Source organism: Paenibacillus koleovorans NBRC 103111, assembly GCF_004000845.1.
Classification (GTDB): domain Bacteria; phylum Bacillota; class Bacilli; order Paenibacillales; family NBRC-103111; genus Paenibacillus_AA; species Paenibacillus_AA koleovorans.
On sequence record NZ_BIMA01000151.1, the window covers coordinates 1 to 13912 of the forward strand.

Below are 13912 nucleotides of genomic sequence, written 5' to 3' on the forward strand. Positions count from 1 at the left end.
ACAGATGAAGTGTTACCTGGTGTTAGTCCTGTAGGTGCATTCGGCGCCTGGTTATGCTGAATGGTGAAAGATGCATTAGACTGATCCCAGGGGCCGTACCCTATCCCATCAAAAGCTCTGACTCTGATAAGAGCTGAATTCGTTGCCGCAAAGGATGCAAAATTAACAATTGCACTTGTAGCGCCTGCCGAAGTTAGCGGAACTAGTGTCGACCAGCTTCCACCATTGTTAGTTGATACGTCTATTTGGTATTGGAGAGCCGATTGCACATCGTCCTGATCGGTAGCAGGGCTCCATGAGACAGTATAATTCGTGTCTACTACTTCATTCCCATTTGGGCTAATAACAGTCGGAGCGGTTGGATTATACTTATTGTATTGGATGATAAGTTTCGGATTATAATTTATACCAATATTCCCCCAGTAGGTCGCCCCTGCTCCATTACTATTAGCAGTTTTAATCGTGTATGAAATAATAGGATAGTCTTCGTACCATTTTCCGTTAAACCAATCTGATACTGAATTAGTAACGTTAATATTGGTCTCATTTCCCCCAGCGAGAACAGACTGAGAATTAGTAAATGTAGTGCTATAAGATGGAATGGTTGAGACTGCATCGATTGTAAACGAGCTTTGAATGGAGGCAGCAACCAGTTTAATCGTTGCGGTCCTTATTTGATCAAAAGTCGTCGGCAAAGGATTCACATAAAATGTAAGTTCACCGTAATCATAGTTTGAGTAACCATTATGATAGACATTGAAGGCACTTGCCCCGCCAACACAAACAGAAGATCCGCTGACATGACAGTCTCGTACGCTGCTTGAATTATACGTGCTTACAGTTGGATCAATTATTATCGGAAATTCCAGGCCTTGTGTATCTGCATGAATATCCAGAAACACTTTCCCATTTTCCCTCGAAATCACTTGTTGAACATCCCGTCTCGCCCCCGTCCATTAACCAGGCAGGCTCTAGATAAAATTCATCATTCTTCAAATCATTTGAGATTTCACCAACCAATTCGTATCTAAAACTAGTCGGAGCTGCAATCGAATTTAAGATGATCGTTTCTTTTATTCCCGTTTCGGTAACTTTCAACTGGACATCCGTATCCGTCCATACATTCAGATAATTCATCTGACTTTTATCAAACATAGTTCCATATACTGAATTTGCACCAATTGGAGTAAACGAAAGTAGGCTGTTCCCTCTTTGAATCCAATAACCATCAGTAAAATCCTTTGGAATACTAAGATCAAATGGCACAAATGGTGCTCTTAATCTTGTACCAGGTTGATCTAGCTTTCCCTGAGTTAGTCGTTTTTGCTCCAACTCCATTTTTTTATTATTTAGACTGGTGACAGAGTCCTTTGATATTGGTGCATTGACAAACGCCAAGTCACTTTCGTCAACAAGCTGAGTATCAATATCATATAAATGTCCACTTGAATCGGTATAATGTTGATACTCTAATGAGAAGACAGCCGTGTATGTTCCGTCGTTCATTAAGAAGTGTTTGCTAGTTGGTGTTCTCTCTTCAATAATTTCCGAAATAATATCTGGGTTTACCCTCTTCCATTTTTCTAAATTATTTACGTCGTTAGCTGAAGGGAGCGGATAAGCATCTTCACCCTTGTAAGTAATACTAGTTACAGTTTCTGGGACAGGAGAAATAATTAGTTGCTCTTTATTTTGTGCTCCCGCTGGAACATATGCTGAAGCAATCCATGCACAAGCTAGAATAGAAACCACTAGAAAACGCAACTTATTTTTCATGGCAACCTCCAATGTTTTATTGTCTTGTCGTCACTGTCGTCTTCCCCGTAATGTTTCCATTCGAGTCGTACTGGTACGTTGTTGTTGAACTTATGCTCAATTTGTTTACTGTCAACCCATAAGTTAGTGTTGAGAACTGCCCCCCAACCCCAACAACCTCGATGTAATACACTTGACCAGCATTAACCTCAAAGATGATGTTTTCATTCACTCCAGTACCATTTGAACCAGCAGCAATTTGTTTCATCGTGGAGTCAAACACAAACACATCGTAGTTCTTACCAGTTGGAACAGTGAGGGTTACACGATCGATTCCAGAACTTGTTGGCGTATACTTGTACCAGTCCAGATCAGTCGCAGATGAAATGACAGTTGTATAGGTTGTTTGGTAAGCAATAGGAAATGCCTCGGAAGCTTCATCATTTTCCTCGAATGAGTGCTCCATGTTCAAGTCATTTCGGTAACTCCAAGCAGACCATTCCATCCCGTCTTTTACTCGAAGTCTGAAATCCCATTGACCAGTAGTGGATGGTATAAAACTGTGTGAAGTAGCTGCTGAAGGTATCTCCCCTGAATCGTAAGCTACAGAAGCCCAGTTATCTTTGGAGCCAACCAATTGATAGTGCGTCTGCGGTTGTGAATCGGCATCGCTGTATGACCAAGTGAAGCTCAAAATGTTATCCGTTAATGTTTCACCATTTGTGTACGAGGTTATCATTGTCTCTGGAAGGCTGTTAGTTCTGACATAGTGAGTAGCTGATGCTGGTGATTGCGCTCCGCTGTTGTCCTTTGTAGCTACTGTCCACTTGTATGTAGTTCCTCTGGTCAATTTATTTGATGGGATTGTGATTGAATTGCTACTTGAAGTAACCCAACTTGAGTCGTAAACTCCTCCGTCAGCCATGTCTTTAATGATTACTTGGTAAGCTGACTGAGTGTTTCCAGAGTCTGGGTCTGAGAATGTCCATTGCAAGGTTGGTGTAAGAGTACCTATTAGTGTTGGACTAGACGATAAAGTGTTACCTGGAGTCAAACTTGATGGAGCATATGGAGCTTGGTTGTGTCGAATTGTGAATGAAGCATTTGACTGACCCACTGTCCATTAATTTCGCCGTCGTACGCTCTCACACGAATTAATGCATTTGTCGTTGGTGCTATAGCTGAAAAATTATAATTGAAGGAAGTTGTCCCAGTAGCCGTTAGAGAGCTGATTGAGACTTATTTCGATCAAGTCCACCTGATAATGCTTTCGAAGAAATCTCATTTCTTTTTTGGTTTACTTCAGCGATGACCTCTTTTGAAACTGGGCTAATGACTCGATCAAGGTCTACTTCATCAACCAGAGTAGTGTCAATTTCTTGCCACTTCCCACGCTCATCTTCGTAGTGCAGATTTTCTGCCGAGAGGACAACCTTTTTTGATCCATCGGTCATTAAGAAGTACTTGGAATTCGCTGTTCGTTTGGAGATGTCTTCTGAGACAATGTTCGGTTCAATAACTTTCCATTTTGATAAGGAGCCTATTTGAGGGAAATCATCTGTTTTTGAAACTGATTCTGGTTGAGAGATCTGTAATAGAGGTGCTTCCCCATTAGAAGGCTGCTCACCTTGCGCAATAACATTCAACGGCTGAGCCAGTAGTAAGGAAGTGAGAAGTAGAATCACCGTATTTTTAACTTTGTTACCTATTAACTTCAAAAAATATCCCTACTTTCATTATTGTTTTTATCTCCTTCTCTATCTAAGAAAAGTCCGATATTTCTATTATATGGCGAATAATGTTACAACTTGTAGAGGGTTATTTTGCTGAAATAGCACTACTTTTGTCGAAAATTATGGCATTTCGAATAAATGTGGCAATCATCCAGTAATCTATACTGCACCTGCATATATACACCCGTACAGTTACGGTCTGCTGATAATTAAATCAGCACTCTCTTGTACTTCAAGATGTTCTCAACGTCTGCAAAACAAAAACCGCCATTCCATTGAGGGGCTTACCCGTGACATAGCTCAGAAAAATCCTTCCAATATCCTCCTCTGATTCCATCATGAAGATATAAAAAAGACACCCGAAGGCGTCATCAAAAACCAATTGTCCCTAATGTCTTGTCTCAAAGAATCTTATTGAAGCCTTGGTTGGCAATGTAACTTTGTATGTATCGCTACAGTCCCTACGGAACTAAGACCAGTGCATCTCTTCTGCCGTTGGCTTGCGGTGAAAGCTATGTGGACAACGGTTATCTTATCTGTTCGAAATACGGAACTCCACTCTCCAAGACAAACTACGATGTTATTTGGAGAAGACTCCTAACAAAGACAGAGATGCGCCGAATTCGATTCCATGATATGCGTCCCACTTGTGCGTCTTTGTTGCTAAACTTAGCTACTGCACTGGAACAACTCCTGCAGTAGCTTTTTGTTTCCCGTGATATACTGAAGTGGAACCTGCCATTATCCTGCCAATGGGTCTGTCGACCTTTTCCCTTCCGCGTTATACCTTCAGATCCCTTGTGCGACAATCAATCTTAGCTTGCACAAAAAAAAGGAGGACCATCCAACGGTGGAGGTCCTCAACAGGTTTATATTAAAAAGGGGGTCTTGGTATATATCATACCCCCTGAACGTTAGAGAATCGTAACAGAAATATTTCAATTGTGTAACAATTTTTATTGAAGATGCTTCATGGGCGGATGTGTCGATATTTTAATACTTCCTATTTAGGGGGAAACTACGTAAAATATAGGTTGGACTACCACTACATGACTGAAGGGATGACTCGCTCGGTGAAAAAACCGATTCTGGGCACTGCGGCTGCCATACTCGTCGTGCTTGCGGCGCTTGCGGCATACCGCGTTCAGAGCAAGGGCATTGAATCGCTTAATCTCTGGAAGTCGAAATTCGATGTCGTCATCATCGGTACCGAGCTGGAAGGGATTTATCTCGCCAAGCAAGCCCATGACGCGGGTCTCGACGTGAAAATATTAGAGCCGACCGATACGATCGGCGGTCAACTGCTGCAGGGCGAAATGCTCTATCTCGACGAGACGTTCGACGATCAGGGGAAATCGCTGCTGCAGGGCTCGATACAAGAGCTGTTTACGGACTATTACGAGGGCGAAATTCGCAAGCTCTCGGACTTTAAGAAATATTTCAACCGGCAAATCAAAGGCATCCCTCTTGAGAAAAACGCTCAGCCCATCTCGTTGCAGATCGTCGGCCGCAAGGTGCAATCACTTACATATACGACGAAAAGCGGACGGACCAAAACCGTCGAAGCGGATTATTTCGTCGACAACAGCGACAGCGCGGAGCTCGTCTCGTTGACCGGCGCCGAGCCGTTGCCCGGTCTGGAGTCATTGTACCAGGCGACGCAGCGGGAATACATGAGCGCCACCTACATGATGAAGTTCCGCAATGTGGATTGGGAGCGGTTTTACGGCTCGTTCTGGGAGCTGACCAAACCCGAGCGGACCACGCTGTACGGGCCGGAGACATATGTGGATGCGAATATCGGGTACGGCTTCCCGCCGATTGTCGCCCGCTACCAGCTGCAAAATCCGGACAAAGCGAATTTGCGCGGCCTTAATATTTTGAACCAAAAAGACGGTCAGGTCATCATCAACGCGCTGCAGGTGTACGACGTCGATCCGAACAAGCCCGAGACGATCGCAGCAGCGATGCAAGTCGCCAAACAAGAAATGCCGCATATTCGCGACTTGCTGCGCAAATACATTATCGGCTTCGAGAACGCCGAGCTGAACGGGGAGCCGGAGTCGCTCTACGTCCGGGAGTATAATCACTACCCGACGGAGTATATACTGGAAGCTTCCGATTTGTTAGGCGGCGTAATGTTCCAAGACAATGTGAGCGTTGGCGGCTATTTCATCGATATTCAAGGCTCCCGCAGCAATCGGGAAGGGTTCGCGATCGGCAAGCCTGACAAGTACGGCATCCCGCTGCGCAGCTACTTGCTCAAGGATGTCGACAACGTCATCCTGACCGGCAAAATGGTCGGCGCCTCCTACGTCGCCTATGGGAGCGCGCGGATTCAGCCGAACGGCGCTTTGGCGGCGGAGAGCATCGGGCTGCTGCTGGCGCGGAATCCAGGCATCAACCTGAAGCAGGTGACAGACGCGCAGTTCGCCGACTTCCACGCTTACATGAAGGAGCAGCACGGGATCGTGCTGAACCCGTCGCCGGGCAACAGCAAAATCGTCGGCATGACCCCCCAAGATATCGAGGAGCTGAACCGCGGGCATATTACGCTGCTCTCGAACGCGGCCCAAGCCAGGACTTTGCCGTTTATCCGCGTATTCTTCGACAATCAGGAAGTGAAGTTCACCGCGCACCGGCCTGTCATCATCGATGGGAAAACCTGGTCGCCGGCGGATGAGCTGCTGAAGGCGTTCGGCGCGAGCTACGTTCGGCTCGACCTGGATAAGCGCGAGATCGTGTACCAGATGCCCGGCTCGAACGAGATGAAGACGATCTCCACATCGCTCAACATCCTGAACAATCGCGTGCTCGTCAATTTGCGCGAGATCAGCGAGCAGTTCGGCTACAAGGCTACATGGGACAATTTGAATCGGATGATCAACATTTATAGCAACTTGGAGTCCTACTAGGTGTTGCGAGTTGCTCATGAAAATATGGAAAACCCCGTCCAGATGAGTCCAGGATGGGTTTTTTTGTTGTTCACTGGGCCTATGCTCTATCCCCAGCCAACCACTCACTTGTTGCACTCCACCCACTCTCGCGCCCCGCCGAAAAACTTTTTCCAAAAGAGGGTTGGCAAACCGAGGCCTGATAGCGTATGATAGGTATCATCTTCTTATTTAGAATCATTCTAAATAAGAATGGTTCTCAAAGGAGGGCAACTTATGTACGACTATCACCACCTGCGGCATGTCAAAGAACAAAGCCGATCCAAACGGGCGCTCTGGACGACGCTCATTCTCACCGCCTTTTTCACGGTCGTGGAAATTGTAGGCGGGCTGATGTCCAACTCGCTTGCCCTGCTCTCCGACTCCGCACACATGGTCTCCGACGTCATCGCGCTCGGCCTGAGCATGACGGCGATCTATATGGCAACGAAGCAGCCCAACGCACGCTACACGTTCGGATACTTGCGCTTCGAGATCATCGCCTCCTTCTTGAACGGGCTGGCGCTTTGTATTATTGCGGTCGGCATTTTCATCGAGGGGATCCGCCGCTTCATCCATCCCGAGGAGATCGACTTGGGCCTGATGCTATCGATTGCATCTATCGGACTCGTCGTCAACTTGACGCTTACGATCGTACTCAGCCGCAGCATGAAGGAAGAAGACAACTTGAACGTGAAAAGCGCCCTGTGGCACTTTATCGGGGATTTGATCAGTTCGATCGGGGTTATCATTTCCGCCATCGTCATTTACTTTACCGCCCTGAGCTTTTTCGACCCGCTCGTCAGCTTGGTCATCGGCGGCATTATTTTCACCGGCGGCGCCAAAATCGTCAAAGAATCGTACCTCATCCTGATGGAGTCGGTGCCCGAGAAGTTCAAGCTGGATGAAATCCGCAAGGCTATCGCTCAGGTGGAAGGTGTCGAGGATGTGCACGAAATGCATCTGTGGGCCGTCTCCTCCGACCATTACTCGCTGACGGCGCATGTATTCGTCGACCCGAATGTACAGCCGTTCTGCATCATTCTGGCGATCAACGAGACGCTCCAACAAAATTACGGCATCGAGCATTCCACGATCCAGATGGAGCATGCCAACATTCATCCGCATGGGGAATACGGCAAGGAGTTCCTGCGCAACAAAGAGGAAGGCAAGCTTCATTGAGCCAGGTTCCAGTGTGAACTTCAGCTCCAGAAAAAATAACGATGCGGCATCACCTTATTCATAAACCAAGCACACTCACCGCACCTGCAAAACCAAAGAAGGGTCGCCCCAACTACAAGGGCGGCCCTACTCTTTTGCCACAACCAATCTAATCCTCGTTCCCGCACCTGGCTCGGACTCCATCGTCAACCGACCGCCTACGCTTCTTGCGCGCTCTTCCATGCTGAACAGCCCGACTCCCTTGGCGCGATCATCCCGCCGAAAGCCGTTGCCTTTGTCTTCAATCTCAACCTCGACGGTCGACTCCAGCTCCTCCACCCGGACCCAAGCCTCCGTCACCCCGGCGTATTTGCCGATGTTCCGCAAAGCCTCCTGGATCAGCCTGTAAATGGTCGTTTCCTTCTGCTCGCTCAGCCGGCACTTCAACCGGCAGCTCAAATGAACCCGAATGCCGGAATGCGCCGCAAAATTGTCGACATAAGTCCGGATCGCCGGCACCACGCCGAGATCATCGAGGACACTAGGCCGAAGCTGCCAAGCGAGCCCGCGCACATCCTCCATCAAAGCGGCAACTTGACGCCGAATTTCGCCCAGCCCGCTTTCCCTCGCTCCGCTCTGCCCCAGCTCCACTTTCCCCGATCCGCCTGCCGCCGAAGCCCCATCGCCAATCACCCGGTCTATCCGAACGAGCAGCGAAAACAGCGTTTGGCCGATCCCGTCATGCAGCTCCCGGGACATGCGCCGCCGCTCCTCTTCTTGGATATCCAGCACCTTGGCCATCATCCGTTGGAGCTCTTCCTCCACCAGCTTGAGCCTAGTCACTTCGTTGCGGACCGCCAAATACTGATACGGTTTGCCCTGTCGGTCCAGAAGGGGAACGATTGTCGTATTCACCCAGTAGAACGAGCCGTCCTTCGCGCGGTTTTTGATGTCGCCTTTCCACACCTGTCCCGATCCGATGGTCTGCCAAAGCTCCTTCATAAACGCCTTGCCGTGATAACCCGAGTTGATGATTCGATGGTCTTGGCCGATCAGCTCTTCCCGGGCATACTGGGATATCGTGCAAAACGTATCATTCACATATTGAATAACGCCACGGGCATCCGTCACCGCCACAATCGAGGACTCGTCCAGCGCGAATTTCAAATCCGACAGCTGTCTAAGCGACTGCTTCAGCTCCAGACGGAACCGCTCGTCCTGGATATGATCGTCCGCCTGCGCCAGCAGCCTCGCCGCATGCTCGCCTATAACCTCCGGAAACTCACTCAAACTGCAGCAACCCTTTCTTCATCGCATATTGGACCAGCTCCGGCCTTGTTTTCAAATTCAGCTTCTCCATAATGTTGCTCTTATGCGACTCGACCGTCTTCACACTGATGATCAGCTGCTCGGCGATGTCTTTGTTCGAATACCCTTTGGCGATCAGGCTCAGGATTTCCCGCTCCCGCTCGGACAGCCGCTCATAGTCGGGCACCGTGCCGCCTTCCTTCACCCGCTCCAAGTACTCGCTCATCAGCCGTTTCGTCGCCGCCGGCGTCAGGTAGGCACTCCCCGACGCAACCGCGCGGATCGCATTCAGCAGCGCTTCATGCGGCGCGCTCTTAAGCACATACCCCGACGCCCCGGCTTGAATCGCCCGGAACAAATATTCATCGTCGTCATGCATGCTCAGAATCAGCACCGCCGTATGCGGCAGCAGCTGCTTGAGCTCCGACGTGGCCGTCAGACCGTCTTTTCCCGGGGGCATGCTCAGATCCATCAACACCACGTCCGGCCGCAGCCGCAGCGCTTCCTGAATGCCCTCATCGCCTCCGGCGGCTTCACCTACAACGCACATGTTCTCTTTTCCGTTCAAAAGCATCATCAGGCCGGAGCGTACCACCGCGTGATCGTCCACAACCAGAATATCGACCATGTTCAACCTCCATAAAGCCCTTCGTTTCTTCGCTACCCCTATCATATCACATCGGAGTAGGGGAATTCCCCGAGCGAGGGTTCAGGCAATGTCCCGATTACCAAAAGCTTGCCGGTATTTTATTATTAAGCTGAACATACGTAAGGGAGGCGGTTTTCATGGCTGTAAACGCGGTTGTCAGCACATCCATTTGCAACACGTCCTGCTTCAACCTGCATAGCCTGGATCTATTGAACAACACGATGTCAGTCGTTTCCCTTAAGGCGGGCTCGCATTTGTTCTGGGCGGGAGATTCGGCGGATCGGCTATATATGGTGCGGAGCGGGCTTGTTCGGATTACGAAAATGTCGGATGAAGGCCGGTCGCTGACGATGCAGCTGCATCAGGCAGGCGATCTGTTCGGGCAGATGAGCCCCTTTCACGAAGCGGTGGAAAGCTTCAACGCCGAGGTCATCCGAGACAGCGAAATCGCCATTTTGCACCAAAAGGACCTCGAAACGCTCCTCCGTACCCACAACGAGCTGGCGGTCGATTTCTTCAAATGGAGCGGCTTGATGACCCGGATTGCCGAGTCCAAGTTCCGCGACCTGCTCCTGTTCGGCAAACAAGGCGCGCTGTGCTCGCTGCTTATCCGCCTTCACAACTCGTTCGGGATCCCGGAGGGCGACCACACTAGAATCGGACTGAAAATCAACAACTCCGAGATGGCCGACATGATAGCCGTCACGCGGGAAAGCGTCAACCGGATGCTCAGCGAGCTGAAAAAAGCCGACATTCTTCAAGAAGACAAAGGCAACATTGTGATTAAAAATATCGGCTCGCTCCGCCAAATTTGCCACTGCGAGAACTGCCCGGAAGAAATATGCCGGATTTGAAAGTCGGCTCCTCCTCCGGGCGGCTGACTCCTAACACTCCCTTACCACGTCACCCACGGCTTCGATCCAGGCACATCGCGCAGCATGTCGAGCACCGGAATCGTATACGCGAACAAGATCAAGATGACGACAATGCCGACCCACACCTTCCAATTTTCCAGCAGAGCAGGTGTTGCATGCGCATCCTCCGCCACTTCCGCCACCTGAAAATCTTCCTCGCCAGCCGTATCTTTTTCCGCAAAAAAGGCCAGCTCCAGGATGATGTAAATGATTAAGATGATCCCGATGAAAAGTATGACACCGCCCATACCCAACACCCGATGCAGCGGAATCCACGATAACGCATCGGCATGATCGCCGTATGTCGTGTAAGCGGTCCGGCGCGGGGAGCCGAGCAGCCCGACTGCGTGCATCGAACCCGACATGAGGAACATGCCGATGACCCAGATCCATGTTTGCGCCAATCCCAGCTTGTTCATCGCAGGCGTCAGCTTGCGTCCGCTCAGCAGCGGCACGAGCCAGTACATCAGGCCGAAGAAGGTCAACGCCACACTGGTTGCCACCGTCAGATGGAAATGCCCGGTCACCCAGATCGTGTTATGCACCACTTGGTTCATTTGGTTGCTCGCATTGACGATCCCGCCGGCACCCGCCGGAATGAAGATGACCATGCCCATAAACGGGGCGAAGAAGCGGGCATCCTTCCAAGGCAGCTTGCCGAGCCAGCCGAACAAGCGTTTCGCGCCTTTCGCCCGGCCGCTAAGCTCCAGCATCGCGAACAGCGAGAAGGCGGTCATGAGCGACGGAACGACGACCATAAACGTCAGCACGACTTGGATGAATTTCCATACCGGCGAAATGCCCGGCTCGGTCAGTTGATGGTGGAAGCCCACCGGAATCGAGAACAGCAGCAGCAGAATAAACGAAAGTCTCGCTAACGAATCGCTGAACACTTTGCCGCCGATCAGCTTCGGGATGACCACGTACCAGCATATATAAGTCGGCAGCAGCCAGAAGTAGACGAGCGGATGGCCGAAATACCAGAACAGCGTCCGCGATAGCATGACGTTGACTGTGGGCACCCAGCCCATCGACCAAGGGAGCAGGAGCAGCAGAACCTCCGCCGCTACGCCGAGCGTGCAGATGAGCCACATCGTCATTGTCACGACGGCCATGAACAGGAACAGCGGAGACAGCTTGCCTGGATTTTGTTTGCGCCAGTGCGCGTATTGCACGAAGAGGCCGATGCCGCTAATCCAGCTGCCCACGACGACCAACGTTAAGCCGAGGTAGAAAAAGGGCGACGCTTTGAGCGGAGCATAGAAGGTGTACAGGACCGAAGCTTGATTCAGCAGGATCATGATGACGGTCATGATCGTGCCGCCCGCCATCAGACCGAAGCCCCACCAGTTGGCGCGGCGGACGCCGGGCCGCATCGAGCCGCCTGTCGTGTAGGCCGCCCCGGCATACAGGAAACCGACGATGAAGAACGTCGTGAACACGAGCGCCATCAGCACGCCGTGCGCCGTCAACAGCTGGTAGTAGCCGATGCCGGCTGGGAGCTTGAAATTGGTCGCCTTCACGACCCCTTGAAGCAGTCCGGCAAAGCCGCCCAGCGCCAGCGCTCCGAATGCGAACAAAATGTGCGTGAGTGCCAGGATGGAATCTTGGGGATTGATTTTTCGATTGGTAAGTGGAGCGTCGTGGTTGGTCTCCATGCTGGACCGCCTCCGGATTCATGTTAAAGTCGAGATTGAGTTGGCTACAAAACGATAATGGTCGTCGACATCACTTCATGCCCGGAGCCGCAGTACTCGTTGCACAGCACCAAGTAGGTGCCCGGCTTCGTGAACTTGTGGGTGATGTGGTTGACCTCTCCCGGGACGATCATCGCGTTGACATTCGTGCCGACGATCTGGAAGCCGTGGACCACATCCGGACTCGTTACCGTGAAGTGCACTGTCGCCCCGACCGGGACCGTCATCGCATCCGGCACATAGGAGAAGACTTTGCCGACCATGATCGCTTCATATTCGTTTTTGCCGATCTGGCGCAGTCCCGGCTTGTTGAACGGCGCGATCTCTTCCACCCTGGCCGGATCCACCTGGGTATGGTGATCGCCCGGAGGCGCCGCCCCCATCGCGAAAGCCCCCACGCCCAACACCGCCAGAAACACGACAATCATCGCCAGCCCAAAGGTGAGCCATATTTTTTCAAACTTATGAAAATGCATCCTCGATCAACCCTTCCTCTGTAATGGTGGACTAGCCGTTGCGGCTCGCGAACAGCGCGAATACGCCGACCCAGACTAGCACGAGAAACAAGCCCAGCAGGAGAACGGACACTAAAGTGCCTTTCAGACTGCTCTCACCCGGCTGCTTGTTGGGATGTTGTTGGGCCATGACCTTGCCTCCTTTGTTGGACCGCATCTATGTTTGCTTGCTTTTATCTTAAGCCCCGGCTCTCTCTGTGACTGTGATCATAATCACATAACAATTGCTGTGGCGGGCAATTTCACAGATTCGTCATAGTCGCCTGGTGATTGGTGGGGCAGGTGGGCAGCGTTTCGCGGCTTGTGCAAGGGGAATCGTGTGGGAGTGGAGGTGAGATAATGCGGAGGGCAGAAGGCTGGTGAGCCAAGAACGCGGTGCCCACCGCTGGCGGGGATTGGCTTGGCAAGTTGGGCAAGGGTCGAAATGACCTCTGTTGGAGCACCATCAACTCCAATAATCAAACCTTACACAACCGACAAGTAACCACAGCTCCCTGGCACACTTGCGATGTAGTCCGACTTTTCCTGACTGGAGGACAATCGAGCACGACAAAAGTCGCTCCAGTCCGATTTTGCCCACTTGCAGAGCCATTCCAGCTATCCCCTGTCAAGAACTGTCGCTCCAATTCGGTAAATTCGGACTACCTCGAGTTTAAAGGCATTCATAAACGCTGCAAGTGGGTTTTTTCGGGCTAAAGAGCAATATTTCTTCGACGTAAGCATTCCACTAGGCGACTAGATCTCTTTTCAGCTACACCTACTCCTGTTCTTTGGTCTGCTCCGTCTCACTCACCCGACAATCCTGGCACAGCCAATGCTGCCCGACCGGGTTGTCTCCGCCGTTTCGTTTACCGCAGCTATCGCAAGTGATCGAGAAGTCATCCTTCGCTTCAGTTCCCATGCCTACTCCACTCCCTCGCCCTAGTTTGACTCCAATTATAACGTCCCTCGCCTCCAACCGCTGTGCGGAGAATCACACATCAAAGGGAGCGATTTGCTTATTTACTCCTATATGGGGGTGGCGCGGGCCTACCGAGAAGATAAGGTGATGCCATTAGATGCCATATCACTATTTAGCCGAGGAACGTACCATTCTCGCATATGAGATGATTTCGGTATCTAAATTTTGGTTCGAGTAACTCCAGGTCTACCGTCGCGCCACTCTCAATCAGCCCTGCCCCGCACAAAAGGACCACCCACCACCAAACTAACTCCCCCTTCCTCGAGCTGCATCTAACTTGTTCGGT

12 protein-coding genes and 2 pseudogenes are annotated in these 13912 nt (G+C 50.8%); 3 read left to right on the forward strand and 11 right to left on the reverse strand.

Features of this window, described 5'->3' with window-relative positions; all coding sequences use genetic code 11:
• The 5 genes and pseudogenes from PKO02S_RS29140 to PKO02S_RS29155 form a co-directional block, all read right to left on the reverse strand.
• Positions 1 to 902: pseudogene (locus PKO02S_RS29140) on the reverse strand (hypothetical protein); the annotation flags it as partial.
• Positions 847 to 1776: a hypothetical protein gene (locus PKO02S_RS29145; protein WP_127588530.1), complete on the reverse strand. Its 930-nt coding sequence runs from the start codon at positions 1774 to 1776 to the stop codon at positions 847 to 849. The pseudogene PKO02S_RS29140 and the gene PKO02S_RS29145, both read right to left, overlap by 56 nt.
• Positions 1777 to 1792: 16 nt before the next feature.
• A complete protein-coding gene (locus PKO02S_RS29150) occupies positions 1793 to 2449 on the reverse strand; it encodes a hypothetical protein (RefSeq protein WP_127588531.1) in 657 nt (218 codons plus the stop codon).
• A gap of 75 nt (positions 2450 to 2524) precedes the next feature.
• Positions 2525 to 2872, reverse strand: a pseudogene (locus tag PKO02S_RS34115) (glycoside hydrolase family 78 protein); the annotation flags it as partial.
• A gap of 103 nt (positions 2873 to 2975) precedes the next feature.
• Positions 2976 to 3473 (reverse strand): hypothetical protein, encoded by a 498-nt coding sequence (locus tag PKO02S_RS29155; RefSeq protein ID WP_127588532.1) that lies wholly within the window; start codon positions 3471 to 3473, stop codon positions 2976 to 2978.
• 1088 nt (positions 3474 to 4561) lie between these two features.
• Here PKO02S_RS29155 and PKO02S_RS29160 point away from each other — a divergent pair.
• On the forward strand, positions 4562 to 6403 hold the full coding sequence (locus tag PKO02S_RS29160) for an FAD-dependent oxidoreductase (RefSeq protein ID WP_164821754.1): 1842 nt from the start codon (positions 4562 to 4564) through the stop codon (positions 6401 to 6403).
• A gap of 255 nt (positions 6404 to 6658) precedes the next feature.
• Positions 6659 to 7603, forward strand: coding sequence for a cation diffusion facilitator family transporter (locus PKO02S_RS29165; RefSeq protein WP_127588534.1), 945 nt, complete (start codon positions 6659 to 6661; stop codon positions 7601 to 7603).
• Positions 7604 to 7729: 126 nt separating this feature from the next.
• On the opposite strand, the gene PKO02S_RS29170 is transcribed toward PKO02S_RS29165, so the two are convergent.
• Positions 7730 to 8872, reverse strand: coding sequence for a PAS domain-containing sensor histidine kinase (locus PKO02S_RS29170; RefSeq protein WP_127588535.1), 1143 nt, complete (start codon positions 8870 to 8872; stop codon positions 7730 to 7732).
• Entirely contained in the window at positions 8865 to 9518 is a 654-nt protein-coding gene (locus PKO02S_RS29175) for a response regulator (RefSeq protein WP_127588536.1), read from the reverse strand. The genes PKO02S_RS29170 and PKO02S_RS29175 overlap by 8 nt, the downstream gene beginning before the upstream one ends.
• A 158-nt stretch (positions 9519 to 9676) precedes the next feature.
• On the opposite strand from PKO02S_RS29175, the gene PKO02S_RS29180 reads away from it, so the two are divergent.
• Positions 9677 to 10393, forward strand: coding sequence for a Crp/Fnr family transcriptional regulator (locus PKO02S_RS29180; RefSeq protein WP_127588537.1), 717 nt, complete (start codon positions 9677 to 9679; stop codon positions 10391 to 10393).
• A 41-nt stretch (positions 10394 to 10434) separates the two neighbouring features.
• On the opposite strand, the gene PKO02S_RS29185 is transcribed toward PKO02S_RS29180, so the two are convergent.
• The 4 genes from PKO02S_RS29185 to PKO02S_RS32630 all read right to left on the reverse strand — a co-directional run bounded on the left by PKO02S_RS29185 (position 10435) and on the right by PKO02S_RS32630 (position 13566).
• On the reverse strand, positions 10435 to 12111 hold the full coding sequence (locus PKO02S_RS29185) for a b(o/a)3-type cytochrome-c oxidase subunit 1 (RefSeq protein WP_127588538.1): 1677 nt from the start codon (positions 12109 to 12111) through the stop codon (positions 10435 to 10437).
• Between the two features lie 44 nt (positions 12112 to 12155).
• On the reverse strand, positions 12156 to 12626 hold the full coding sequence (locus PKO02S_RS29190) for a cytochrome c oxidase subunit II (protein ID WP_127588539.1): 471 nt from the start codon (positions 12624 to 12626) through the stop codon (positions 12156 to 12158).
• 31 nt (positions 12627 to 12657) lie between these two features.
• Positions 12658 to 12795 carry a cytochrome c oxidase subunit 2A gene (locus tag PKO02S_RS29195; protein ID WP_127588540.1) on the reverse strand — a complete coding sequence of 46 codons (138 nt, stop codon included), beginning with the start codon at positions 12793 to 12795 and terminating at the stop codon, positions 12658 to 12660.
• 627 nt (positions 12796 to 13422) lie between these two features.
• Positions 13423 to 13566, reverse strand: a complete 144-nt coding sequence (locus PKO02S_RS32630) for a hypothetical protein (protein ID WP_164821755.1) — start codon at positions 13564 to 13566, stop codon at positions 13423 to 13425.
• Positions 13567 to 13912: the final 346 nt, after the last annotated feature.

Excerpts from the sequence above, each read along its gene's own strand:
- PKO02S_RS29145 (WP_127588530.1), bottom strand. The coding sequence starts at position 1,776 with ATGAAAAATAAGTTGCGTTTTCTAGTGGTTTCTATTCTAGCTTGTGCA.
- PKO02S_RS29165 (WP_127588534.1), top strand. The coding sequence starts at position 6,659 with ATGTACGACTATCACCACCTGCGGCATGTCAAAGAACAAAGCCGATCC.
- PKO02S_RS29180 (WP_127588537.1), top strand. The coding sequence starts at position 9,677 with ATGGCTGTAAACGCGGTTGTCAGCACATCCATTTGCAACACGTCCTGC.
- PKO02S_RS32630 (WP_164821755.1), bottom strand. The coding sequence starts at position 13,566 with ATGGGAACTGAAGCGAAGGATGACTTCTCGATCACTTGCGATAGCTGC.
- PKO02S_RS29190 (WP_127588539.1), bottom strand. The coding sequence starts at position 12,626 with ATGCATTTTCATAAGTTTGAAAAAATATGGCTCACCTTTGGGCTGGCG.
- PKO02S_RS29185 (WP_127588538.1), bottom strand. The coding sequence starts at position 12,111 with ATGGAGACCAACCACGACGCTCCACTTACCAATCGAAAAATCAATCCC.
- PKO02S_RS29195 (WP_127588540.1), bottom strand. The coding sequence starts at position 12,795 with ATGGCCCAACAACATCCCAACAAGCAGCCGGGTGAGAGCAGTCTGAAA.
- PKO02S_RS29175 (WP_127588536.1), bottom strand. The coding sequence starts at position 9,518 with ATGGTCGATATTCTGGTTGTGGACGATCACGCGGTGGTACGCTCCGGC.